The following is a 24,322-nucleotide window of genomic DNA, read 5'->3' as shown; positions in this document are numbered from 1 at the left end:
CTACTCCGCGTTCTCGTCCCGCTCCGCCAGCAGTTCGGTCGCCGTGAGCAGCGACTCCAGCTCGATGTCGTGCTCGGCGAGCAGCGCTTCCGCGCCCTCCTCGCGGTCGACGACGACCAGCACGCGGTCCACCGTCGCGCCCGCCTCCCGCAGCGCCTCGACCGCGTCGACAGCGGACTGCCCCGTGGTGGCGATGTCCTCGATCACGACGACCTCCTCGCCGTCGCCGAGGCGCCCCTCGATCCGGTTGCCCGTGCCGTACTCCTTCGCCTGTTTGCGCGCGATGACGTACGGACGACCGAGCTCGGCGGCCGTCACCGCCACCAGCGGGACCGCGCCCAGCGCGACTCCCGCCAGCTTCGCGTCGGCGTCGGCCAGCCGGTCGGCGAACGCCTCGGCGACGAGCGTCAGCGCGTCCGGGTCGGTCTCGAAGAGGTACTTGTCGACGTAGTAGTCGCTCGTCCCGCCGTGGGACAGCTCGAACTCGCCGAACCGGACGGCGTCGGCGGCGGTGAGCGCCGCGATCAGCTCGCGTCGTCGGTCGTCGTCGGTCATACGCCGAGAAGGGCCGCGGCCGACAATAAACGGGTCGGAACGCGGAGGGGCTCGTCTCTCTCCCGCCCCGCTCACTCCGCCGCCGGCAGGACGAGCGTCACGGTCGTTCCCCCGCCGCCGAGGCCGTCGTCGAACCGGATCTCGCCGCCGTACGCCTCCACGACCCACGCGGCGATCCACAGCCCGACGCCGGTGTTGTGCTGTAGCTGGGTCACCTCGCGGACGCCGGTGATCACCTCCCGTACCGCGGTCGGCACCCCCGGCCCGTCGTCCGCGACGCTCACACGCACGACCCCGCCGTCCGGGTCGCGCTCGGCGCTCACCGCGACGCGCGGCGCGTCGCCGCCGTGTTCGACCGCGTTCTCGACGAGGTGATCGATCGCGACCGAGAGGCGGTCGTCGCCGCGCACCGCGATCCCCGCCGGCACGTCGGCGGTGATCCGCGTGTCCGGCCGATCGGCCGCGTGTCGCGCGGTGACCGCCTCGACGATCGGTCCCACGTCGACCGGCTCGGGGTCGGTCGCGTACCCCTCCTCGACGATCCCCCGGAGGGTCCCGGCCCCCTCGGCGACGTCGGTCAGCCGCTTGCCCGTGGTCTCGATCCGCCGGGCGTAGTCGTGGATCCGGTCGTCGTCGGTCCGATCGGCGATTTCGCCGGCGAAGCCGAACACGACGTTCAGCTCGTTCCGCAGGTTGTGCCTGAGGATCCGGTTGACGATCCGCACGTAGCGTTCGCGGCGCTTCCGGTCGGTGATGTCGGTGTAGATGCCGAAGGCGCGTCGGTCGCCCTCGGTCTCGTAGCTGAAGCCGCGGAAGAGGAACTCCCGCGGCCCCTCGACGGTCTGTCGTCTGATCTCCTCCGCGGCGAAGCCGTGTTCGCGGACCAGCGCGTCGAGGTCCGCCGCCTCGACGGCGCTCGCCTCGACGCTGTCTCCCAGCCGGTAGTCGTGGATGTCCAACGCCTCGATCGTCCGGCCGCGCAGCGCCGCCTCGTCCACGCCGAACTGCGCCTCGAACGCCGGGTTGGCGCCGTCGATCACCGTCTCGTCGTCTTCGAAGACGACCTCTATCACCGGGTCGGGAATCCGGTCGAACAGCCGCCGGAAGCGGTCGCGCTCGGCCGACAGCTCGGTCCGCGTCCGGAAGAGGTCGGTCGTGTCCGACAGCGATCCGACGACGCCGCCCCCGCGGTCGGACAGCGACGACAGCCGGAGTCGGCCGTGCCGCGGTCCGCGATCGCCGTCGCGCTCGACGCTCAGGTCGACCGTCCTCGTCGGCTCTCGACCGCCCGCGACCTCGGCCGGTGTGCCGGTGAGCGCGCCGACCGCGTCTACCACGCGCTCCGCGTCGTCCGGGGCGACGAGCGCGTCGAGCCGCCGACCGACGATGTCCCCGGTGCCGCCGGCGCCGACCCACTCGGCGAACGGCCCGGTGGCGTAGGTGACGGCGCCGTCGGCGTCGAGGACGCACACCATGTCGTCGACGTTCTTCAGCGCGTCCTCGTAGGTCCGGAGCCGCCGGCGCCGGTCGTTGGCGTCCATCGTGGCGACGGCGTTCGTCGCCAGCAGTTCGAGCACGCTGACGTCGCTCTCGCCGAAGACGTCCGGCTCTCTGGACCCGACGATGAACACGCCGTGGTCCCCGAGCGGAACCGCGACGAACGACCGCATCCCGTGGTACTCGGTCCGGTCGCCGTTCGACGGGCCGCCGCCGATCGACGCGAGCCGCTCGTCGGTCGCGAGGTCGTCGCACACCCACGTCTCGCCGTCTCGGAACACCGCACCGGTGATCCCCTCGCTCGGCGGTCGCGGGTCCCGGCTGGCGGCGAACGCGTCGCCGATCCCCTCGCTCGTGGCGGCGAGGCGGAGCAGGTCCGCGTCCTCGTCGAAGAGCCGCACGCCGCTTATCTGGTAGCCGAGGATCTGGTCCGCGGCCTCGACCAGCCGCTCGGCGACCCCGTCCGCGTCGCTCTCCCGCTGGACGCGTTCGACGGTCCCGAGCAGCCGTTCGAGCGTCTGCTCGCGGCGCTTCCGCTCGGAGACGTCGGCGAAGAACACGGAGAGCCCGTTGGGCGAGGGGTAGGCGGTCACGTCGGTCCACAGGTCGAGCGGCTCGTACCGGTCCTCGAAGGAGACGACCTCCTGGGTCTCCATCGCCCGTCGGTAGTTCCGCTCGTACTTCCGCCCGAGCGCCGCCGGGAACTCCGCCCAGATGTCGGCGCCGATCAGCTCGTCGGCGTCGCGGTCGAGCAGCGTCGCGGCGGCCTCGTTCACGTAGGTGAACCGGAACTCGTCGTCGAGCGCGAAGAACCCGTCCTCGATCCGGTCGAGCGTCTCCTCGAACCGGTCGACGGCCGCCGCCCGCTCCTCGCGGACCACCTCGCGCTCGATCGCGCCGCCGAGCCACTCCGCGAGCAGTTCGACGAACAGCCGCTCCGACGCGTCGAACGGGCGGTCGCGGGGCTCGACGTCGAGGAAACAGAGCGTCCCGTACACCTCGCCGTCGACGACGACCCGACCGCCGACGTAGCTGCCGACGCCGGACCGCTCGTACGCCGGATCGCCGGCCAGCCCCGCCGCCTCCGGGTCGGTGATCGTGACCACGCCCGAGTCGCCCTCGGCCGCGCCGTCGCCTCCGGTCTCCGACCCGCCTTCGGTCGCTCCGTCGCCTCCGCTCTCCTCACCGCTTCCGGGCGCCCCGTCGCTTTCCGGTCCCGCGCCGGCACCGCCGCGAACCGTTCGCCGGCAGTAGGTCAGCTCCAGCGGGAGCGTCCCGTCGTCGTCGAGTTCGTCCGCCGCGATCGACTCCACGAGCCCGGTCGAGTCCCGGTACCGCTGGATCTCGATCCGGTCGCCCTCGACCCGCGACGAGTAGCCGATCGACAGGTCGAGGTAGTCTCGCCCGAGGTCGAGCAGGGCGTCGACCTGCTCGTCGAGGTCGGCGCACCGGTCCGAGACGATCCGCACGAACGGTTCGAGGAACTCCCGCCCGCCCGCGGTCGTCGGTTCCGGTCCGGGTCCGTCGTGTGCCGGCTCTGTCCCCGCTCCGTCGCGGTCGTCGCGTTCGCCATCGATCGCCTCCACGCGGTCGGCGAGCGTCTCGCCGTCGGCCGCGAGCCGTCGCCCGGACACGTACTCGATCCCGAGCCGGCTCGCGTCGATGGCCGCGTCCGCGTCGTCGCCCGCCGAGTAGGCGAGCACGGCCGCGTCCGGGTAGCGGTCGCGGACCGATTCGAGGCGGTCGAGCGCGGCCGCGTCGCGCTCGACCGAGAGCCCCCGGCTCGCGGCCCCGTCGCCGTTCAGTTCCGGCGCGTCGCGGTCACCTCGGGTCTCGTCGTCGAACAGCCTGACGACGACCCTCGCCGGATCGACGCTCCGGTCCGGGTCCCGGTCCGCGTCGCTCGCGACCTCGCTCGCTCGGCGGACGCGCGTCTCCGCGGGGAGCTCTCCCCACGCCGCGTCCACCGGCTCGCCGAGGTGGAGCGTCGGCTCAGCAGACATCCGTTACGGAACGGCACCGCGGCGGTCGCCCGCGGCCGGCGGGTCCCTCAGCGGCCATCCACCCTGTTGGCCGCTCGTCTCGCGCGACCGAGCGGCGGCCGCTGGCGCGTCGTCGCACTGGCCCGGCCGGGGCCCGCGAAGGTCGTCGGTTCACTCATCGCGCAAGGTACGAGCGGCCTCCTGATAATCGTTCCCACCGGGTTTTCGGATCTGAGAGCGTCGTCGGGCGTTCACCCCGGCGGCCGTTGTCCCGACACGATTTAGGCGACCCGCTCACAACGGGCGGGTAATGAGTACGCAGGCCGCGACGACGGACCGGACGGTCGTGATCGGGTTGGAGGTCCACGTCCAGCTCGAGACCGACACGAAGATCTTCTGCGGCTGTTCGACGGAGCCCGAGGACGACGAGGCGCCGAACACGCGCACCTGTCCGACCTGCCTCGGGCTACCGGGCGCGCTCCCCGTCCTCAACGAGGCCGCCGTCGAGGCCGCGGTGAAGGTCGGGAAGGCGATCGACGCCGACATCCCCGAGACGACCACGTTCCACCGGAAGAACTACTACTACCCCGATCTCCCGAAGAACTTCCAGCTCACCCAGTACGACGCGCCGATCTGCGCCGACGGCGAGCTGGAGGTCCGCGTCGACGGCGACCCGCGGACGATCGGGATCACCCGCGCGCACCTCGAAGAGGACCCCGGCAGCCTCCAGCACGCCGGCGGCTCCATCGAGTCGGCCACCCACACGCTGGTGAACTACAACCGCGCCGGCACGCCGCTGATGGAGATCGTCACGGAGCCGGACTTCCGCTCGCCGGCCGAGACGCGCGCGTTCCTCGCGAAGCTGGAGGAGGTCCTGGAGTACCTCGGCGTGTTCGACCCCGGCCGCGACGGGAGCCTGCGCGTCGACGCTAACGTCTCGCTCGTCCCCGCCGAGCACGTTGCCGACGACGGGTCGATCACGGGCGACGCGCTCGACGACGTGAACCGCGCCGAGGTGAAGAACATCTCCAGCCACAAGGGCGCGGAGCAGGCGCTCGCGTACGAGGTCACCAGACAGGAGAACGTCCTGCGTCGCGGCCGCGAGATCGAACAGGAGACGCGTCACTGGGACGAGGACCGCGGCGTCACCGTCGGCATGCGGTCGAAGGAGGCCGAGAAGGACTACCGCTACTTCCGCGAGGGCGACCTGCCCGCGCTTGAGGTGGCCGACTGGAAGGAACAGATCGCGATCCCGGAGCTCCCCGACGCCCGCCGCGAGCGCTTCCGCGAGGAGTACGGGTTAGACCGCGAGGCCGCCTCCAAGCTCACCTCCACGAAGGCGGTCGCGGACTTCTTCGAGGACGTGGCGAGCGAGTTCGACCCCGACCTCGCCGCGACGTGGGTCGCCGACAACCTGCTCGGCGAGCTCAACTACCGCGAGATGGCGATCACGGACGTGGAGGGGCGGCTCGACGAGTTCACCCGCCTGATCGAGCTCGTCGCCGCCGACGAGCTGACCGTGAAGAACGCCGAGGAGGTCGTGCTCCGCGAGATGCTCGACGAGGGCGACGACCCCGAGACGGTCATCGACCGCGAGGACCTCGGCAAGGCCGAGAGCGGCGAGGTCGAGGCCGCCGTCGCGGCCGCCATCGACGAGAACCCCGACGCCGTGAGCGACTACCACGACGGCGACGAGGGCGCGATCAACTTCCTCGTCGGCCAGGTGATGCAGGCGACCGGCGGCAGCGCCGACCCCGGTCAGGTGAACGGGCTGCTCCGCGAAGAGTTGGACGGCTGAGCCGGCCGGACCGCTCGAATCGCTCCCGCCGGATCAACTCCCCCGCCACGCCGCAGCATTTCCCTCCGCCATGGCAATCGTCGAAACCGTCGTCGTCGGCCACGTCACCGGCTTCTGTCTCCTCCTCGCGTGGGCGATCTATCGCCGCGGCGCCGTGGACCTGATCGCCGGTTACGACGGCGACCTCCCGCCGGAGCGCGAGGCGGACCTCGCCCGCGACGCGGCCGCGGTCCTCATCGTCTCGGCGGCCGCGAGCGGCCTGATCGTCGTTAACGCGTGGACCGGCGCGGTCCCCCGCCCCGGCGCGCTGGCGACGGTCGCGATCGCCGCCGCAGTCGGGTGGTTCCTCTGGAAGTGGAACGGCCGCGCCCCCGACGCCGGTTGAGGCGTTCGACGCGCCCCGCCGAAACCGTGCGATTGACGCCCGCCCGCCCGCTACCGCGCTCATGGACGTGACCGTCGAGGTCGTCGGCGAGGGGGTCGACGAGTACAGCCTCGCCGCCGACGCGACGTACGACGACCTGATCCGCGCCGCGGGCTACCACCCGCAGGAGGCGTCGGCGCTCGTCGACGGCTCGCCGGTCCCGGGCGACCGCGTCGTCGACGCCGAGGAGGTCCGAGTGCTCCGGCTGATCAAGGGCGGCGCGACGGGCGACGCGTGACCGAAGACCGAGACCTTCCGACCGCGCCGGAGGACGTGACCGTGAAGCCGGCGACCGCGGCCGACCGGCTCGACGTCCTCCGGATCCTCGACGCCGCGATGCTGGAGACCGACGCCCCCACCGTCGACGACCGCATCGCGGCCGGAGACGTCATCGTCGCGCGCTCGACGCGCACCGGCGGAGTCGTCGGCGCGCTGGTCGCCGTGCGGCCCGATCCCGACCGGCTCCACGTCGACGCCGTCGCGGTCAGGCAGGTGCGCCGAGGAGAGTGGATCGGCTCCCGGCTCGTCGCGGCTGCGGTCGATCGGGCCGAGTCGGACCCCGCGGTCGAGACCGTCACCGCCCGGTTCGACGCCGACCTAGCCGAGTTCTACGCGGCGTTGGGGTTCGCGGTCGACGGCGCGGGCGCGGACGAGGGGCGGCGAGTCGGCCGGACCCGGGTCGACGGTGGCTGATCGGCGTTCAGTCGGCGACCCGGTACAGGTCGAACCGGACCCGTGTTCGGTCGTCGTCGTTGGCGAACTCGACCGTCCCGTGAGCCGACTCGACGATCCATCGAACGAGCCAGAGCCCCAGCCCGCTCCCGTGGGCCAGCGGCGTCTCACCCCTCTCGCGGAAACACCGGAGCTCGTGGTCGGGTATCGACCCGGGGTTCCGAACCTCGACGCGAACCCGCTCGCTCGCTGGGGTCGACACCGCGACGGAGACCGTCGGCGCCGGATCGTCCTGATGGACGATTCCGTTCCGGATCGCCTCTTCGAGAGCGATGTCGAGGTTCACGTCCGCGAGGACGACCTGATCCGAGGAGTCGGGGGTCCGGATCCGTGCGTTCGGGTGCTCCGACCGCACCTCTTCGACCGCCCGCTCGATCACCGGCCCGAGAGGGGTTGGCTCGACCTCCGAACTCCCGATGGTCTGCTGGATGTACCGGGCCTTCTCGGCCGTTTCGATGACGGCGTCCGCGTGTCTCGCGGCGGCGGCGACGAGGTCGGCCTCCGCGGCGGTCAGCGACTCGCTTCCCGTCAAGTCTTCGAGTGCCCCACGAACGACGTTGAGGTCGTTCCGGATGTTGTGGCGTAACACTCTGCTGAGCACACTGAGCCGCTGCTCGCGCCGACGAAGCTCTCGGTTGCTCTCCGCGATCCCGCGAGCCTGCTTCAGCATGATCCGGGCGTCGGCCCCCCCTTCCTCGGAGCGGTACTCCTCGGGGGAGACGTGGAACGGGTTCTCACACAGCGTGCGGTCGTAAACGATCTGCTGGTGGGTTCGAAGCGCCTTCGCGGCCGCCGCCTCGTCGAACCGACGGAGGTCGTACTGGCACAGCGCAGTCACCGCGAAGTCGGGACACGCGGCGTCGAACGCGACCTCGAAGTCGACGACCTCGTCGAACGATGTCTCGCCGTCGAACGCCCACGTGTTCTCGCCGGCGACCCACAACCCCTCGTACCCCTCGGCGGCGCTCCGCTCCGCCTCCGACCGCAGCTCGGCGACGGTTCCGTCGCGTTCGAAGCCCTCGTCGAGATACACCTCCGATGCGTCGCGGATCGCGAGGTCCCCGGCGTCGAGCTTCGCCGCCACGTCCACGCCCTCCGCGCGCAGCGCGTTCTCGATCCGCGATTGGGGGTTCGCGTCGACGAGGTACACGCACCGATGCCCGGTCTCGAGCCCGTACGAGAGGAACGCGGCCACGGTGTCGAGCTGCGTCGCCGTCGACTCGTAAAACAGCGCGAGGTGGCGGTCGAGGTCGCAGTCGGCGAACTCGGCGCGCAGGTCCGCCCGCGGCCGGGCCGTGGAGCCGGTCGACTCGCCTGCGGTGGTCATCTGAACAGCTATAGTAAAGGCCGGATGCTGAAAAAAACAATTGACGCCCGCAACCGATGTGTCTCCGCTCATCACGGCGAGATTCAGCGGGAGACGCCGCGGCGGATCTCGGTCGAGTCGCACTGTGCCGCCGTCGCCCGCATCCGACGTTCATTTCCCGGTCGCCCCCGTCGTTACGGGTATGAGCGCTACCTCCACCCCGATCTCGGTGGCCCCGCGTCCGCCTGCGGTGATGACGCCATGAGCGGGAAAGACGACTACTACAACCGATCCAAACAGCAGGGGTACCGCGCCCGGTCCGCCTACAAGCTGAAACAGCTCGACGAGGAGGCGGACCTGCTCGCCCCCGGCGACACCGTGGTCGACCTCGGGGCCGCGCCCGGCGGGTGGCTCCAGGTCGCCGCCGAGGAGGTCGGGGAGGGCGGCACCGTCGTCGGCGTCGACCTCCAGCGCATCGAGGACCTCGACGAGGGCGACGTCGAGACGATCCGCGGTGACATGACCGAGGAGCGCACCCGGCACTACCTGCGCGAGGCGGTCGGCGAGCGCGGCGCCGACGTCGTCGCGAGCGACATGGCGCCGAACATGACCGGCGAGTACTCCCTCGACCACGCCCGCTCGGTCCACCTCGCGCGGCAGGCGCTCGACACCGCCGACGAACTGCTCGCGACCGGCGGCGACTTCGTCGTGAAGGTGTTCCAGGGCGAGGACCTTGATGCCTTCCGCGACGACGTGAGCGAGTCGTTCCAGTACGCCCGGACCGTCTCGCCGCCCGCCTCGCGGGACGCCTCCTCGGAGGTGTACCTCGTCGCGAAGGGGTACACCACCTCGCCGGTCGCCGAGGGCGACCGGATCGAGGTGACCGTCGAGGAGGAGGGCGACGAGGGCGACGGCATCGCCTACGTCGACGGCTACACCCTGTTCGTCGACGCCGACGTCGGCGAGACGCTCGCGGTCGAGGTCACCGACGTCAAGCCGCGGTTCGGCTTCGCGGAGCCCGTCGACGACGCGGAGCCGTCGGCCTGAGCAGGCATCGCCGGTCGCGCTCGCTCCCGCCCGCCTCTCCCGTCCGCGCGGTCGCTATCAGTCGGAATAATCTGACTCTCGATCTTATGTACCCCGGCCGGAGAGTGACGACAAATGAACAGTGACGACGCACGCACAGGCTCCGATCGCGGCACGTCCGATCGCGGTGCCGCCGACGGAGACCGCTCGACGACAGACCCCGACGCGACCACCGACGGCGGCGTCTCGTCGGAGGCGGCGCACCCGTCGGGAACGTCCGACGGCGACGTGCCGGCCGAGGCGTTCCGGGAGGTCGCGGAGCGGCTCGCCGACGGCGACCTCGGGGCTCGGTTCCCGGCCGCGGAGACCGACGGCGAGGCGGCGGCGCTCGCGGCGACGCTCAACGAGTTCGTCGAGGGGGTCGCGGAGACGGTGTCCGACGCCGACGGCTTCGGCGACGAGGTCGCTGGCGCGACCGAGCACGTCCGGTCGAACGTCGACCGGGCGAAAGACCAGAGCGAGGAGGTGTACGCCGCGGTCGACGAGATCGAGTCGGCCGCGACCCGCCAGCGCGACGACATCGCGGCCGCGACGAGCGAGCTCCAGACCGTCTCGGCCGCCACCGAGGAGGTCGCCGCCTCCGCGGACCAGGTGGCCGAGACCGCGGCCGACGTCGCCGAGCGGGCCGACGAGGGGACCGACGCCGCGACGGCCGCGATCGAGGACCTCCGCGTCGTCGACGAGCGGACCGAGGAGGCCCTCGAACGGGTCGAAACGCTGGAGTCGGAGGTCGCGGCGATCGAGGACGTCACCGACCTGATCCAGGACATCGCCGACGAGACGAACATCCTCGCGCTCAACGCCTCGATCGAGGCCGCCCGCGCCGGCGAGGCCGGGGCCGGCTTCGAGGTGGTCGCCGAGGAGGTCAAGGGCCTCGCGGAGGAGGCGCGAGAGGCGACCGGCGAGATCGAGTCGTCGATACGGTCGGTTCGCGCGGAGACGGACGCGACCGTCGACGAGATGGTCGAGATGCGCGAGCGCGCCGACGAGGGGATCCGCACGGCCGAGGCGGCGCTGGAGGCGTTCACCGACCTCGCCGACGACGTCTCGGAGACGACGAGCGGTGTCGCGGAGATCCGCGACGCGACCGACGACCAGGCGACCTCGATCGAGGCGGTGGTCGACGCCGTCGAGTCGGTCGGCGACCTCGCCGAGGAGACGGCCGCGGACGCGGGCGACGCCACCGCGGTCGCGCACGCGCAGAAGACGTCGCTGGCGGAGGTGGCCGCCGGCGCGTCGACGCTCGCCGACCGGACCGGGACCTTAGACGACGCGCTCGACGCGTACGACGCCGACGGGACCGCCGACGACGACGCGGTCGTCCTCGACTTCTGGCACGCGTTCGGCGGCCGCAAGGCGCGGCTCCTCGACGAGTTCGCCGCCGAGTTCGCCGCTCAGACCGACGGGGTCGCGGTCCGCCCCGCCTCGAAGGGAAGCTACCGCGGCGCGTTCCAGGCGACGCTCGCGGCGGCGGACCGGGGCGAGCCGCCGGCGATCGCCCACCTCTACGAGATCGGCACCCAGCGCGCGCTCGACAGCGGGGCGTTCACGCCCGTCGAGCGCCTCCTCGACGCCGAATCCGGGCGCGTCGCCCGAGGCGGGCCCGCCGCCGCGAGCGGTTCCGGCGTCGCCCTCGACGCCGACGACCTGCTCGACCCCGTCGCGAACTACTACCGGACGGACGGGGTGCTCCACTCGATGCCGTTCAACGCGTCGACGCCCGTGCTGTACTACGACCGGGCGGCGTTCGAGCGGGCCGGACTGGACCCCGACGACCCGCCCGAGACGTTCGACGAGGTCCGGCGCTGCGCCGAGCGGCTCGTCGAGCGCGGCGCGACCGAGACGGGGATCACGTTCGCGACGTACTCGTGGTTTATCGAGCAGTGGTTCGCCGAGGCCGGCGAACCCCTCGTCGACGCCGACAACGGTCGGGGCGGCACGCCGGCGGAGAGCCGGTTCGACGGACCCGTCGGCGAGCGGATCTACCGTTGGATCGCCGAGATGGCCGCCGACGGCCTGTACCACGACCCCGGCATCGAGGCCCGCGGGCAGGCCCGCGAGGCGTTCCAGGAGGGGCGCGCCGGGATGCTCATCGGCTCCACCTCCGCGATGGTCGACGTGCGGGAGGGCGCCTCCTTCCCGGTCGGCGTCGGCTACTTCCCGGTCGCCGACGAGCGGCACGGCGTCGTCGTCGGCGGGGGATCGCTGTGGGTCGCGGACGGCGCGTCGCCGGCGGAGCAGCGCGCCGCCGCGGCGTTCCTCGCCTGGCTCGCGGCCCCGGAACGGCAGGCGCGCTGGCACCGCGAGACCGGCTACTTCCCGGTCCACGAGGGCGCGATCGACCGGCTCGACCGCCAGGGGTGGTTCGACGAGAACCCCGGCTACCGCACCGCGATAGACCAGCTGCTCGACGCCGAGGACGCGGCGGCCACGACGGGCGCGCGGATCGGTCCGTTCGACACGGTCCGGACGCTCGCCGCCGAGGCGTCGGTCGACGCCCGCGAGCACGGGGTCGAGTCCGCGGTCGAGCGCCTCGCCGACAGCACCGCCGTCCAGCTCGAACGCTACGCGGCCGAGCGCGACGGCGGGGCGTAGTCGCTGTCGCGGGCGATCGAAAAGGCCGAGAGAAACCCGCTCAGCGCGCCCGACGGACCCACTCGCGCAGCGTGAACCGGTCGTACGCCGTCTCTTCGGCCACGTCCCACTCCGCCTCGTCCCACGCCGGGTAGTACGTGTCCCCGTCGAACGCGCCCTCGACGTGGCTGAGGGCCATCCCGTCGAGGTGCGGCTGGAACAGCTCGTAGATGCCGCCGCCGCCGAGGACGTAGACCGTCTCGTCCCCCTCGTCTGACGCCTCGACCGGCCCCGACGCCGGACTGGTCTCGGCGGGCACGCGCTCCCGCTCGGCGGGGGCGTCCCCGACGACGTCGCGGGCCGCCGCGAGCGCCTCCTCGACGCCGCTCGCGACGAGCGCCGTCGGCGCGTCGACCGCGTCGACGCTCCGGCTCACGACGATCTGGCGGCGTCCGGGCAGGTCGCCGCGCATCGAGTCGAACGTGCGTCGGCCGAGAATCACCGGTGACTCCGCGACGCGCTCGCGGTACTGCCGCACGTCCGCCTCGATGTGCGGCCACGGCACCTCGCCGTCTCTCCCGATCACCCGGTTCTCCGCGAGCGCCGCGACGCTGACGAGTCTCACGGCCGGCGTACGCGGCGAGGAGACAAAAGCGGCCCGTCGTTCAGCCGTCGAGGCCCAGCAGGTCGAACGGGTACCCGTTGTCCAGCTCGTCGGCGCGCTCGTAGACGACGCGCGCGGCCGCCACGTCCTGAATCGCGAGCCCCGTCGAGTCGAAGACGCTGACGCCGCTCACGCCGTCGGCGTCGGCGGGGGTCCCCGGCGTCCCGGGACGGCCCGCCCGACGGCCGACGACTATCTCGCCGATCTCGCCGTAGATGTCCTCGTCGGTGAGCGTCCCCGCGGCGTAGGGGACGTTGATCTCGCCCGAGTGGGTGCACTGCTCGTGGTCGTCGATGACGACCGTGGCGTCGACGAGGAGGTCGTCCGCGAGCTCGTGTTTCCCCTCCGCGTCCGCGCCCATCGCGTTGACGTGCGTGTGGTCGCCCACGTCCTCGGGACCGACGATCGGACTCTCGACCGGCGTCACCGTCGAGAGGATATCGCAGTGGCCCGCCTCCGAGACCGAGCCCGCGCGCACGTCGAACCGGCCCCCGAAGGCGTCGAGGAAGTCGGCGACGCGCTCCTCGTCGAGGTCGCTCACGACGACCTCCTCGATGTCCCGCACCGTCGAGATCGCTTCGAGTTGGGTGTACGACTGGACGCCGGCGCCGACGATCCCGAGCGAACTCGCGTCGGGGACGGCGAGGTGGTCGGTCGCGACCGCGGCGGCCGCGCCGGTGCGTTTCATCGTCAGCGTCGTCCCGTCGAGGACCGCCAGCGGGAACGCCGTCTCGGGGTCAGAGTAGATCATCGTCCCCATCACGGTCGGGAGGTCGTGGTCGGCGGGGTTGTCGGTGTGGACGTTCACCCACTTGATCCCGGCTGCGTCCCACCCGTCGCCGGTCGCCGTCTCCTCGGCGACGTCCTCCTCACGGACATCGAGGTAGGCGGGCATCGACCGGAAGTCGCCGTTGTACTCGGGCAGATCGATGTACGACTTCGCCGGCATCTTGGCGTCGCCGCGCTCGTAGGCGGTGAACGCGCCGCGGACCGCGTCGATTACCCGGTCCATCTCGGCGTTCTCGTCTACGTCGTCTGCGTTGAGGAGCAGCGTCTGCATGCCGCAAAATTCGCCGGCCGTCACTTAGTCCCTTCCGAACGCGATCCGCTCGCCTCAGACCCCGCAACGCGTCCGCCGACCACCACCGCGCGCAGGTCGTTGACGTTCGTCCCGGTCGGTCCCGTGCGGACCAGCGCGTCCGCCCCGTCGAGCAGCGGGTACGCGTCGTGCTCGTCGAGCGCGGCCGCGGCCGCATCGCGGCTCAGGGTGGCCTCGGGGCCGTCGCCGACGAGGCGGTCGTCGATCAGCGCGCCGGCCGCGTCCGTCGCGCCGTCGATACCGTCGGTGTCGACGCTCGCGACGGCGATCCCCTCGCTGTCGCGCCCCGACGCGTCGAGCTCGGCCGCCGCCGACAGCGCGAACTCCCCGTTCGGCCCGCCCTCGCCGGGGTCCGCCCCGAGCGTCACCGTCACCTCGCCGGCCGAGAGGAGGACCGCGGGCGGAGCGACCGGGTCGCCCGCCGCCCGGCACTCCTCGGCGACCGCCGCGTGGGTTTTCGCCGCCTCCCGCGCCTCGCCGCGCACCCGCGAGGAGAGCACGAGCGGGTCGTACCCCCGCGCCGCGGCGACCTCCCGGGCCGCGTTCAGGGCCGTCCGCGCGCTCGCGACGATCCGGACCCCGACGCCGTCGAACGCTGGGTCGCCCGTCTCGGGGGTCTCCGCGACCTCGCCTGCGGCGCCGCGATCGAGCCGCGCGGTCACGGCGTCCGGGGTGTCGACCCCGTACCGGTCGAGGACCGCGTTCGCGTCCGCGTAGGTCGTCGGGTCGGGCGAGAGCGGGCCGCTCGCGATCACCGCCGGGTCGTCGCCGGTCACGTCGCTGATCGCGAGGCCGAGGACGTCGGCGGGGGCGGCCGCCCGGGCCAGCCGTCCCCCCTTCACCGCCGAGAGGTGTTTGCGGACCGCGTTGATCTCGTCGATAGTCGCGCCGCTGGCCAGCAGCGCCTCGGTCGTCTCGCGCAGGCCGTCAAGCCCGATCCCGTCGGCGGGCGCGGCCAGCAGCGCGCTCCCGCCGCCCGTGAGCAGGCCAATCACGAGGTCGTCGGCGCCGGCGTCGGCCGTGAGCGCCCGCACCCGACGGGCGCTCTCGACGCCCGTCTCGCTCGGCGTCGGGTGGTCGCCGGGGAGGACGGCGACCCGCTCGGTCTCGACGGGGTCGTCCGTGACTACCGCGCCCTCAGCTATCCGGCCGCCGAGGAGCCGCTCGACCGCGGCCGCGAAGTGGCCCGCCGCGTTGCCCGCCCCGACGACCAGCACGCGGTCGTACGCGGCGAGGTCGTAGGCGGCCGTCGCGTCGTCGTGGGCCGTGTTCGCGTCCTCGACGCCCGCGACCGTCAGCCGGTCGCCGTCCAGCGCGAGGGCGTCGTCGACCACTCCGGCCGGGTGCGCCGCCTCGATGCCGGCCACGACGCAGTCGAGCGCGAGTTCGCGGACCGGATCGCCCGCGTGTCCCTCGCGGTCCGCGACGGTCACGGAACGGTCGGCGTCGTCGGGTGCGTCAGACATGGGTCGGATCGCTCATTCCTGTCTGCGTTCCGACGCTTCAAGAGGACTCCGCCGGGGCGCCCGGAGGAGCCCCGCCCGGCCCCGCTCAGAGGATGAGATCGGCGGTCGAGAGGACGTAGTAGACCGCCAGCAGCGCGGCGATGGCGTACTGCCCGAGCGCGACCTCGTCGCCCTCGCCGACCGCGAGCTTGATGATCGGGTACGCGACGATACCGGCCGCCAGTCCGTCGGCGATGGAGTAGGCGAACGGCATCACGGTGACCGTGAGCCCGGCGGAGACGGCCCACGCGGGATCGTCCCAGTCGACCTCGACGAGCCCCTGAAGCATCATCACGCCGACGACGATCAGCGCGATGAAGGAGGCGTACTCGGGGATCGCGGCGACGACGGGGACCACGGCGAGCGACGCGAGGAACAGCGCGGCGACGACCAGGGCGGTGAGCCCGGTGCGACCGCCCTCCTCGACGCCCGCGGACGACTCGATGAACGTCGTCACCGTCGAGGTGCCGACCATCGCGCCGAAGGTGGTCCCGACGGCGTCGGCCATCAGCGGCTTGTCCATGTCGGGGAGGTCGCCGTCATCGTCGAGGAAGTCGCCGAACTGCGAGACGCCGATGAGCGTCCCCGCGGTGTCGAAGAAGTCCACGAAGAAGAACGTGAACACGACCAGCACGAACGTGAGCGGGTCGATGTTCGCCAGCCCGTCGACGAACGCGCCCGCGAGCGGCGTGATGTCGTACTGCGCCGACGGCAGCGTCTCCGGCGTGACCGTCCCGCGGGCGAAGACGCCGCCGAGAGTGAGCGCCCAGCCGGCAATCGATGTGGTCGCGATGCCGATGACGATGGCGCCCGTGACGTTCCGCGCCCACAGCACGAACGTCAGCACCAGCCCCAAGACCCCGAGGATCGCCCACGGGTTCGCGAAGACGCCGCCGAGCGTGACCAGCGTCGCCTCGTCCGGCACGACGATCTGGAGCTCCTGAAGCCCGATGAAAAGCAGGAACAGGCCGATGCCGGCCCCGACCGAGCGCTTCACCGGCTCCGGGAACAGCCGGATGACGTACTCGCGCGCGCCGACGAGGGTCAGGAGTATGAACAGGACCCCCTCGACGAAGACGGCGGCCAGCGCCGTCTGCCACGGCACGCCGAGCCCCAGCACGACGGTGTACGCGAAGAAGGCGTTGAGCCCGAGCCCGGGCGCGAGCCCGAACGGCCGGTTCGCGTACAGCGCCATCACGGCCGTCCCCACCGCCGCCGAGAGGACGGTCGCGATGGCGATCATCTGGACCACCTCGAAGAACTCGTACCCGGGGATCTGGATCGCGTCGGCCAGGATGAACGGGTTCACGACGATGATGTACGACATCGCGAGGAACGTCGTGAGCCCGGCGACCAGTTCGGTGCGGACGTCCGACCCGTGCGACTCCACGTCGAACCGCTCGGCGAGCGTGTCTGAAAGGCCCATTGAACGGGTAGATGTTCCCCGGGATCGAGTGATAAGCTTTGCTGAACGAAGCGCTCAGATATACACAAACGCGCATTAAAACGCGAAAAAGTCCTGTTTATTCTCGAAGAGTATGCGCGAACGTGGCTACTCGAACGTGGTCAGCGCGCCGACCGGCGCGTCGGTGATCGCTCGCGCGCGGTCCATCCCCTCGTCGCCAACGGCGATGAGCGCGAACACGCCGGTAACGTCAGCGTCGCCTTGGAGCGCGATGTCCAAGAGGAGCTCTTGGGTCTCGCCCGACCGGATCAGGTCGTCGACGACCAACACCGTGTCGCCGGCGTCGATGGCGCTCGCGGGGAGGTAGTAGGTGAGCTCGATGCCCGAAGCGAGCCGCTGGCGCGACTCGATGAACTCCTCGACGGCGGTCTCCTTCGACTTCTTCGCGTACGCCAGGCGCGCGTCGAAGAAGGAGGCCATCGCCGCGCCGAGCGTGATCCCGTCCGTCGCGGCCGTCAACACCACGTCCGGCGACTCGAACTCGAACGTCTCCGCCGCCACAGGCGCCACGAGGTCGAGGAACGACTGGTCGAAGACGACGCCGGAGTTGTCGACGTAGCCCTCGTCGTCGAACTCGACGCGCGCGACCAGCTCGTCGGCGAGCGCCTCGCGCCCGACCGACTCGACCACCTCGCTCGCGCGGTCGGTGCCGGGCAGGACGTGCCCGTTCACGTACCGGTTCAGGTCGCCAGCGGGCAGCCCGGTCACCGCGGACAGCTCCTCGTACGTTCGCGTCTCCTTCAGCATCCGCAACACGGCGACCGCCTGTAGCTGGAGGGCCGCCTTCTCTGCGCGGTTCATACTAATGATCGCGATCGCACAAGTATGAACATGTCGAAGTCACACGCGGGAAGAACACCCCACGAGTGTGGTTCTCACGACTCGGGCGCGTCGAAGAACACCGCGGGGTCGTCGATCGCGATCGCGACGTGGTCGCGGTCGTCGAGCGGGCGCAGCCGGACCGTGAGCGCGCCGTCCGCCGCCGCGGCCGCGCGCAGCGAGGCGAGGTCTTCGTCGCCGATGTACGTCGGAATACAGAGCGCCACCTCCGCCGCCTCGTCGGTCGCGACCACCAGCCGGTACGCGACGCCGTCTGCGGCGCCCGCGTACACGTCGACGCCGTCGATCGCGGCCTCGTCGACCGCCTCGAGCGCCGCCTCGAACTCCGACTCCGGTAACAACACGTCGACGCGGGCCGCGTCGGCGACCGGGTTCACTTGTCCGGGGTGTCCGGCGACGGCGGTCCAGCCGCGCTCTCGGTACGCCGCTGCCGTCGACTCCGCGTCCTCCTCGACCGCTCCCCACCGCGGTCCGGGATCGGGTACGTCCATGTCGCGCGGCTATCGCCCACGTCCGTACATAAGCGTCGGTTTCCGACTCGTATCGTGCCTGTCCCGCGTACCCGCGCTCGCCCCCGACCCGTCTGCGCTACCGTCGACGGACCGTTGGCAGTCGGGCCGAAAGGGGCCGGGTCTGCCGGTAGGTTCATAACTCTCTATCGTATGGGATCGCCTATGCCTACTGACAACGACGATCATGTCGACAGGCGGACGGTGCTCAAGTACGCCGGAACGGCCGGTGCTGTCGGTCTCGCAGGCTGTTCCGGAGGCGGCGACGGCGGCGACGGCGGCGACGGTGGCGGCGACGGCGGTGACGGTGGCGACGGCGGCGGCGACAGCTTCGAACTCGGCGTCACCATGGGCCAGATGGACTCCGGGCTCGACCCGCAGGACCACGCCGAGACGAACACCGAGATCATCGTCGGCCAGCTGTACGAGGGCCTCCTCGACCGCGACAAGGAGGGCGGCATCATCGCCGGCCTCGCCAACGAGTGGGAGCGCACCGAGGACGGCAGCGTCCAGTTCATGCTGCGCGACGGGATCACTTTCCACAACGGCGACGAGGTCACGCCGCAGGACGTCCGGTACAGCATCCGCCGGATCGTCTTCGAGGACGTCGGGATCGTCAGCCCGCAGTCCAACGACCTCGGCCTGGTCGACGAGGTGACGACCGGCGACGGGCAGGTGACGGTCTCCTTCGAGGGGTTCAACCCGATCGCCTTCCAGCTGTTCGCGACGAACGGCCCGATCATGCAGCAGTCGTGGGTCGAGGAGAACGGCGGCGACTACATCAACCGGAACGCCAACGGGACGGGGCCGTTCCGCCTCACGAACTACGAGTCGGGGAACCAAGTCGTCTACGAGCCCAACGAGGAGTACTGGGACGGCGCGCCCGAGGTCGACGAGCTCACCATGACCGCCTCCAGCGAGTCGAGCACGCGGGTCAACCAGCTGCTCGCGGAGGAGACGGACATCGTGACGAACGTACCGCCGAACGAGGTGTCGCGGGTGAACAGCTCCGACGTGGCGACGATCAACTCCGTCGCGAGCGCGCGGATCATCTTCCTCCAGATGCGCTACGACGTGGAGCCGTTCTCCAGCCAGCAGTTCCGGCAGGCGATGAACCACGCGGTCGATGTCGAGAGTATCATCGAGAACGTGCTCAACGGCTTCGGCAACATCACCTCCCAGCCGACCCTCGACGGCCACGTCGGCTACAACCCCGACATCGACCCGTACCCGTACGACCCCGACGAGGCCGAGCGGCTCGTCGAGGAGTCGGGGCACGCGGGCGTCGAAATCACGCTCGAGACGCCGATCGGCCGGTACCTCCGCGACGTCCAGATCGCGCAGGCGGCCGCCAGCCAGATCGACTCGCTGTCGAACGTCTCCTGTGAGGTCGAACAGCGTGAGTTCTCTTCGCTCGTTCAGGACGTCACTGCGCCGAACATCGAGGACCGCCCGCACTTCAACCTCCTCGGGTGGGGGAACGCGGAGTTCGACGGCAGCCAGACGCTGACGCCGCTGCTCTCCTCCGAGGGCGCGCTGACGGTGCTGAAAAACGACGAGCTCGACGGGCTGCTCACGGACGCCGAGGCGACCGAGGACCCCGACGAGCGCGTCGACATCCTCCAGGAGGCGAACCAGCTCGCCCACGACCTCGCGCCGTGGGTGTTCATGCACCAGCAGTTCAGCGTCTACGGCGTCTCCAGCGACATCTCCTGGGAACCGCGGGCCGACGAGTTCATCGACCCGGACACGGCGACCCAGCAGTAACGCGACTCACCTCTCCATATCGTTAGTAATGTCACTCGGCAGATTCGCACTCAAAAGAAGCCTCCAGGGGATCGGCGTCGTCTGGGGCGTCATCACGGTCGTGTTCGCGCTCCGGTTCGTCACCCCCGGGAGCCCGATCAACGCGGTCGCGCCGCTCGACGCGTCACAGGAGACGCGGCAGGCGATCGCCGCCGAACTGGGGCTCGACCAGCCGCTGTACGTCCAGTACGGACGGTACGTCTTCGAGCTGCTCCAGGGCGACATGGGCCGGTCCTACATCCGCGGACAGGAGGTCACGACCCTCGTCTTCGAACGCCTCCCCGCCACCGTGGAACTCGCCGTCGCCGCGAGCGTCGTGGCGATCGTCTTGGCGATCCCGCTCGGCGTGATCAGCGCCACGAACCGGAACGACCCGGTCGACTACGGCGCGACACTGCTGTCGCTCGGCGGCATCTCGACGCCGAACTTCTGGCTCGGGATCATGCTCATCCTGATCTTCGCGGTGGAGTTCAACATCTTCAACACCAGCGGCCGTGGGGTCGACGTCGGCGACGTCGCCCTCTCGGTCGTCAACGCCGAGCCGTTCGTCGGGACGCTGCTGACGTGGCTCGCGTACATCACGCTGCCCGCGATCGCCTTGGGGACCTACTTCATGGCGCTCATCACCCGGCTGACGCGGTCCGGGATGCTGGACGAACTCAGCCAGGGCTACGTTCAGGCCGCGCGCGCCAAGGGGCTCCCGCGGACGCTGATCCGATACAAACACGCGCTCCGGAACACCCTCATCCCCGTGATCACCGTCCTCGGACTCCAGCTCGGGACGCTGATCGGCGGCGCCGTGATCACCGAGGCGGTGTTCTCCTGGCCCGGGCTCGGCACGCTGGTCATCGAGAGCATCAACCAGCGGGACTGGCCCGCGCTCCAGGGGAGCCTCATCGTCATCGGGACGAGTTTCGTCCTCGTCAACATCCTCGTCGACGTTGTGTACGCCTACCTCGACCCGGAGGTGGTGACCGACTAACATGGTCTCTTCACGTGTCATTCGCAATCTCAAGAAGGAGTTCAGACAGAGCGGGCTCGCGAAGCTCGGGCTGGCGCTGGTGGTGATCATCGTGTTGGCCGCCGTGTTCGCCCCGTTCATCGCGCCCCACAACCCGAACGACCAACAGCTCAACCAGAGCGAGCTGCCGCCGATCGGCTTCTCGCAGACGGAGGAGCGGACCTCCTCGCAGATGGTCGACGGCGAGATCCAGACCGTCACCGAGGAGGTCGAGATCACCGCGGACCCGGCCCACGTGTTCGGCACCGACGGGCTCGGTCGCGACATGTTCTCGCGAGTGGTGTACGGCGCCCGGACCTCGCTCGTCGTCGGCGTCCTCGGGACGCTCTTGGCGGCGTCGATCGGGGTGCCGGTCGGCCTGCTCGCCGGCTACCACCGCGGACGGGTCGACGACGCGCTGATGCGGATCGCGGACATCAGCCTCGCGTTCCCCTCGCTCGTGTTGGCGGTCGCGCTGATCGGGCTGTGGGGCCGCGCGGCGGTGAACGTCCCCGACCCGTTCGTCGTCGCTGGCCTCGCGCCGGAGATGCCGAGCAGCTTCGTATTGCCGATAACGGTGGTGATCGTCGTCGGCCTCGTCAACTGGGTGTGGTTCGCCCGCGTCGCCCGCGGGGAGGCGCTCTCCCTGCGCGGGCAGGAGTACGTGAAGGCGTCGCGCGCGCTCGGCGCCGGCGACAACACGATCATCCTCCGGCACGTCCTCCCGAACGCGATCACGCCGATCATCGTCCTCGGGACGGTGCAGGTGGCGGCGATCATCCTCTTGGAGAGCTCGCTGTCGTTCCTCGGCTTCTCCGGGACCACGCTGTCGTGGGGCTTCGACATCGCGCAGGGGCGCGACTACGTCTCCTCCGGCCAGTGGTGGATCGCCTCCATCCCCGGGCTCGCGATCATGCTGTCGGTGATCGGGATCAATCTGCTCGGCGACTGGCTGCGTGACGCCTTGGACCCCGGTATCGAGGGCGAAGGGGGTGCCGCATGAGGGACGCCGAGCGGCCGGACGACGACCCGGCGGGGAGCGAGCCGACCGCGGCGACCGACGGCGGGGCGAGCGACCCCGCCGCGACCGCCGACGCCGGACGCCTCGGCGCGGCGACGCCGAGCGGGGCGCCCGCGCCCGGCGACGTGCTGTCGGTCCGGGACCTCTCGACCCGCTTCTTCACCGAAGAGGGGCAGATCAACGCGGTGGAGTCGGCGTCGTTCGACCTCCGCGAGGACGAGATCCTCGGCGTGGTCGGCGAGTCCGGCTCCGGCAAGTCCGTGACGGCGCTGTCGCTCGTCGACCTCGTCGAGACCCCGGGCCGGATCACCGCCGGCGAGGTGTGGTACCGCGACCCCGACCTCGCCGAGGAGTTCCGCGGGACCGAGGGGGTCGGGGTCGACGGCGACCACGTCGACCTCCGGACCGTGCCGCCCAGCGTCCGGCGGTCGCTGCGCGGCCCCTCGTTTAGCGTCATCTTCCAGGACCCGATGAGCAGCTTCAACCCCTCGATCACCGTCGGCGAACAGATCGCCGAGGCGGTCGAGGTGCAGCGGCGGGCGCGGGCGAACCCCCGCTCGACGCGCTCGCGGACGCAGGGGTACGGGCTCGGGAAGTACCTCCTCGACGGGATCGTCCCCGGTCGAGATTACACGAGCGAGGAGAGCATGGACCGGGCGGTCGAGCTGCTCGGGCAGGTCGGGATCCCCGACCCCGAGGAGCGCGTCGACGAGTACCCCGGCCAGTTCTCGGGCGGGATGCTCCAGCGCGCGATGATCGCGCAGGCGCTCGCCGGCGAGCCGGACGTGCTGATCGCCGACGAGCCGACGACCGCCCTCGACGTGACGATCCAGGCGCAGATCCTGAACCTGCTGAAAGAGATCCAAGCGGACCGCGGGATGAGCATCGTGCTCATCACCCACGACCTCGGTGTCATCGCCGAGATGTGCGACCGCGTCTGCGTGATGTACGCCGGCGAGATCGTCGAGCGCGGCACGCTCGACTCCGTCTTCGAGGACACCGTTCACCCGTACACGCGGGGGCTGCTCGGCTCCATCCCGGACGTGGACGACCCGCGGGCGCGGCTCGAACCGATCGCGGGCAACGTCCCGAGCCTGATCGACGCCGAGATGGGCGACCGGTGTTACTTCGCGGACCGGTGCCCGAAGGCGATGGAGGCGTGCCTCGACAAGCCGCCCGAGGCGACGGTCGAGGCCGCCGCCGACCACGGCGCCAAGTGCGTCCTCGCGGACCGCGAGTACGACCCGGCCGACGCGCTCCCCGACGGCTACTTCGACGGGGGCGACGCCGCCGATCCCGACGACGGGGTCGCGGCCGACGGAGGTGACGGCGAGTGAGCGACTCGCTGCTCTCCGTCGACGGGCTGAAAAAGTACTACGCGGACGACCCGTCGCTCGTCGACCGCCTGCTCGGACAGGAGTCGGAGAGCGTGAAGGCGGTCGACGGCGTCTCCTTCGACGTGCGCGAGGGCGAGACGCTCGGGCTCGTCGGCGAGTCCGGCTGCGGGAAGTCGACGACCGGCGAGACGGTGTTGCGGCTCCGCGAGCCCACCGCCGGCGAGATCACCTTCGACGGCGAGGACGTGCGGGGCATGGGGTCGCGGGAGCTGACGGAGTTCCGCCGGCGCGCCCAGATCGTGTTCCAGGACCCGTTCTCCAGTCTCGACCCGCGGATGACCACCGGCGACATCGTCACTGAGGGGTTGCGGATCCACGACGTGGCCGACCGGGCTGAGCGGCGCGAGACGGCCCGCGACCTGCTCGAACGCGTCGGGCTGTCCGCCGACCAGATGGACCGGTACCCCCACGAATTCTCCGGCGGGCAGCGACAGCGGATCGGGATCGCCCGCGCGCTCGCTTTGGACCCCGACTTCGTCGTCCTCGACGAGCCGGTGTCCGCCCTCGACGTGAGCGTTCAGGCCCAGATCCTGAACCTGCTCGAAGACCTTCAGGACGACTTCGGGCTCACGTTCCTCTTCATCGCGCACAACCTCGGCGTGGTCCGCCACGTCTGCGACCGCGTCGCGGTGATGTACCTCGGCGAGATCGTCGAGATCGGGCCGGTCGAGGAGATCTTCGACGACCCCGCCCACCCGTACACGAAGGCGCTCCTGTCGAGCGTCCCGCGAGCGAGCACGGACGCGCGAGACGAGGAGTTCACCACGCTCCGCGGCGACGTGCCCTCGCCGCGGAACCCGCCGAGCGGGTGTCGGTTCCACACCCGATGTCCGGAGGCGCGGGCCGCCTGCCGGGAGTCGACCCCCCCGGGGTACGACCTCGGCGAGGAGCGCACGGCGACCTGCTTCCGGACGGACGACGACCACGCCTACTGGGACAGCGAGCCCATCGGCGAGAACGCGGCCGCCGAGGAGCCGGCGGACGACTGAGCGATCCGGTCGCCGCGGTCGCTGCCGCATTTATGTGCTCGCGGACGAACTGGTTCGCTCGTCGTGTCTCGAA

Annotated in this window: 20 protein-coding genes; 11 read left to right on the top strand and 9 right to left on the bottom strand. The window is 71.1% G+C overall.

What is annotated here, in order from left to right; translation table 11 throughout:
* Both pyrE and EXE52_RS07895 read right to left on the bottom strand, forming a co-directional pair.
* Nucleotides 1-555 carry an orotate phosphoribosyltransferase gene (pyrE, locus tag EXE52_RS07900; protein WP_049931385.1) on the bottom strand — a complete coding sequence of 185 codons (555 nt, stop codon included), beginning with the start codon at nucleotides 553-555 and terminating at the stop codon, nucleotides 1-3.
* Between the two features lie 71 nt (nucleotides 556-626).
* A complete protein-coding gene (locus tag EXE52_RS07895; protein ID WP_089308056.1) occupies nucleotides 627-4,055 on the bottom strand; it encodes a PAS domain-containing protein in 3,429 nt (1,142 codons plus the stop codon).
* A 289-nt stretch (nucleotides 4,056-4,344) separates the two neighbouring features.
* On the opposite strand from EXE52_RS07895, the gene gatB reads away from it, so the two are divergent.
* The 4 genes from gatB to EXE52_RS07875 all read left to right on the top strand — a co-directional run bounded on the left by gatB (nucleotide 4,345) and on the right by EXE52_RS07875 (nucleotide 6,949).
* On the top strand, nucleotides 4,345-5,832 hold the full coding sequence (gene gatB / locus EXE52_RS07890; RefSeq protein ID WP_049931386.1) for an Asp-tRNA(Asn)/Glu-tRNA(Gln) amidotransferase subunit GatB: 1,488 nt from the start codon (nucleotides 4,345-4,347) through the stop codon (nucleotides 5,830-5,832).
* 70 nt (nucleotides 5,833-5,902) lie between these two features.
* Nucleotides 5,903-6,217 carry a hypothetical protein gene (locus tag EXE52_RS07885; RefSeq protein WP_089308055.1) on the top strand — a complete coding sequence of 105 codons (315 nt, stop codon included), beginning with the start codon at nucleotides 5,903-5,905 and terminating at the stop codon, nucleotides 6,215-6,217.
* A gap of 61 nt (nucleotides 6,218-6,278) precedes the next feature.
* Nucleotides 6,279-6,494, top strand: a complete 216-nt coding sequence (locus EXE52_RS07880; RefSeq protein ID WP_049931388.1) for a ubiquitin-like small modifier protein 2 — start codon at nucleotides 6,279-6,281, stop codon at nucleotides 6,492-6,494.
* Nucleotides 6,491-6,949 carry a GNAT family N-acetyltransferase gene (locus EXE52_RS07875; RefSeq protein WP_089308054.1) on the top strand — a complete coding sequence of 153 codons (459 nt, stop codon included), beginning with the start codon at nucleotides 6,491-6,493 and terminating at the stop codon, nucleotides 6,947-6,949. Before EXE52_RS07880 ends, EXE52_RS07875 begins: the two co-directional genes overlap by 4 nt.
* A gap of 7 nt (nucleotides 6,950-6,956) precedes the next feature.
* Here EXE52_RS07875 and EXE52_RS07870 read toward each other — a convergent pair whose 3' ends face one another.
* Nucleotides 6,957-8,315: an MEDS domain-containing protein gene (locus EXE52_RS07870; RefSeq protein WP_158413992.1), complete on the bottom strand. Its 1,359-nt coding sequence runs from the start codon at nucleotides 8,313-8,315 to the stop codon at nucleotides 6,957-6,959.
* A gap of 240 nt (nucleotides 8,316-8,555) precedes the next feature.
* Between EXE52_RS07870 and EXE52_RS07865 the strand changes: the two genes are divergently transcribed.
* Nucleotides 8,556-9,341, top strand: a complete 786-nt coding sequence (locus EXE52_RS07865) for a 23S rRNA (uridine(2552)-2'-O)-methyltransferase (protein ID WP_089308052.1) — start codon at nucleotides 8,556-8,558, stop codon at nucleotides 9,339-9,341.
* Nucleotides 9,342-9,455: 114 nt separating this feature from the next.
* On the top strand, nucleotides 9,456-11,975 hold the full coding sequence (locus tag EXE52_RS07860) for an extracellular solute-binding protein (protein ID WP_089308051.1): 2,520 nt from the start codon (nucleotides 9,456-9,458) through the stop codon (nucleotides 11,973-11,975).
* A 40-nt stretch (nucleotides 11,976-12,015) separates the two neighbouring features.
* Here EXE52_RS07860 and EXE52_RS07855 read toward each other — a convergent pair whose 3' ends face one another.
* The 6 genes from EXE52_RS07855 to EXE52_RS07830 all read right to left on the bottom strand — a co-directional run bounded on the left by EXE52_RS07855 (nucleotide 12,016) and on the right by EXE52_RS07830 (nucleotide 18,018).
* Nucleotides 12,016-12,579 carry a dihydrofolate reductase gene (locus tag EXE52_RS07855; RefSeq protein ID WP_089308050.1) on the bottom strand — a complete coding sequence of 188 codons (564 nt, stop codon included), beginning with the start codon at nucleotides 12,577-12,579 and terminating at the stop codon, nucleotides 12,016-12,018.
* 40 nt (nucleotides 12,580-12,619) lie between these two features.
* Entirely contained in the window at nucleotides 12,620-13,678 is a 1,059-nt protein-coding gene (locus EXE52_RS07850) for an ornithine cyclodeaminase family protein (RefSeq protein ID WP_049931395.1), read from the bottom strand.
* 20 nt (nucleotides 13,679-13,698) lie between these two features.
* Nucleotides 13,699-15,183: a glycerate kinase gene (locus tag EXE52_RS07845; protein ID WP_089308049.1), complete on the bottom strand. Its 1,485-nt coding sequence runs from the start codon at nucleotides 15,181-15,183 to the stop codon at nucleotides 13,699-13,701.
* 85 nt (nucleotides 15,184-15,268) lie between these two features.
* Nucleotides 15,269-16,648 carry an NCS2 family permease gene (locus EXE52_RS07840; protein WP_089308048.1) on the bottom strand — a complete coding sequence of 460 codons (1,380 nt, stop codon included), beginning with the start codon at nucleotides 16,646-16,648 and terminating at the stop codon, nucleotides 15,269-15,271.
* A 126-nt stretch (nucleotides 16,649-16,774) separates the two neighbouring features.
* Complete coding sequence (locus tag EXE52_RS07835; protein WP_004598137.1) at nucleotides 16,775-17,488, bottom strand: phosphoribosyltransferase family protein; 714 nt, start codon at nucleotides 17,486-17,488, stop codon at nucleotides 16,775-16,777.
* 74 nt (nucleotides 17,489-17,562) lie between these two features.
* On the bottom strand, nucleotides 17,563-18,018 hold the full coding sequence (locus EXE52_RS07830) for a hypothetical protein (protein ID WP_089308047.1): 456 nt from the start codon (nucleotides 18,016-18,018) through the stop codon (nucleotides 17,563-17,565).
* Nucleotides 18,019-18,201: 183 nt separating this feature from the next.
* Here EXE52_RS07830 and EXE52_RS07825 point away from each other — a divergent pair, with 183 nt between their 5' ends.
* Genes EXE52_RS07825 through EXE52_RS07805 form a run of 5 tightly spaced genes read left to right on the top strand, consistent with a single transcriptional unit; the run spans nucleotide 18,202 to nucleotide 24,249 of the window.
* Nucleotides 18,202-19,803 carry an ABC transporter substrate-binding protein gene (locus EXE52_RS07825; protein WP_086216183.1) on the top strand — a complete coding sequence of 534 codons (1,602 nt, stop codon included), beginning with the start codon at nucleotides 18,202-18,204 and terminating at the stop codon, nucleotides 19,801-19,803.
* Between the two features lie 28 nt (nucleotides 19,804-19,831).
* On the top strand, nucleotides 19,832-20,824 hold the full coding sequence (locus EXE52_RS07820) for an ABC transporter permease (RefSeq protein WP_049931400.1): 993 nt from the start codon (nucleotides 19,832-19,834) through the stop codon (nucleotides 20,822-20,824).
* Nucleotide 20,825: 1 nt separating this feature from the next.
* Entirely contained in the window at nucleotides 20,826-21,845 is a 1,020-nt protein-coding gene (locus EXE52_RS07815) for an ABC transporter permease (RefSeq protein WP_049931401.1), read from the top strand.
* Nucleotides 21,842-23,200 (top strand): ABC transporter ATP-binding protein, encoded by a 1,359-nt coding sequence (locus EXE52_RS07810; protein ID WP_241988219.1) that lies wholly within the window; start codon nucleotides 21,842-21,844, stop codon nucleotides 23,198-23,200. Before EXE52_RS07815 ends, EXE52_RS07810 begins: the two co-directional genes overlap by 4 nt.
* The gene (locus EXE52_RS07805; protein WP_049931402.1) at nucleotides 23,197-24,249 is read left to right on the top strand and encodes an ABC transporter ATP-binding protein; all 1,053 of its coding nucleotides are present in this window, start codon (nucleotides 23,197-23,199) and stop codon (nucleotides 24,247-24,249) included. Before EXE52_RS07810 ends, EXE52_RS07805 begins: the two co-directional genes overlap by 4 nt.
* The last annotated feature ends 73 nt before the right edge of the window (nucleotides 24,250-24,322 follow it).

Source organism: Halorubrum sp. CGM4_25_10-8A, assembly GCF_005435025.1.
Lineage (GTDB): Archaea > Halobacteriota > Halobacteria > Halobacteriales > Haloferacaceae > Halorubrum > Halorubrum ezzemoulense.
This window is presented reverse-complemented; position numbering and strand designations above follow the sequence as displayed.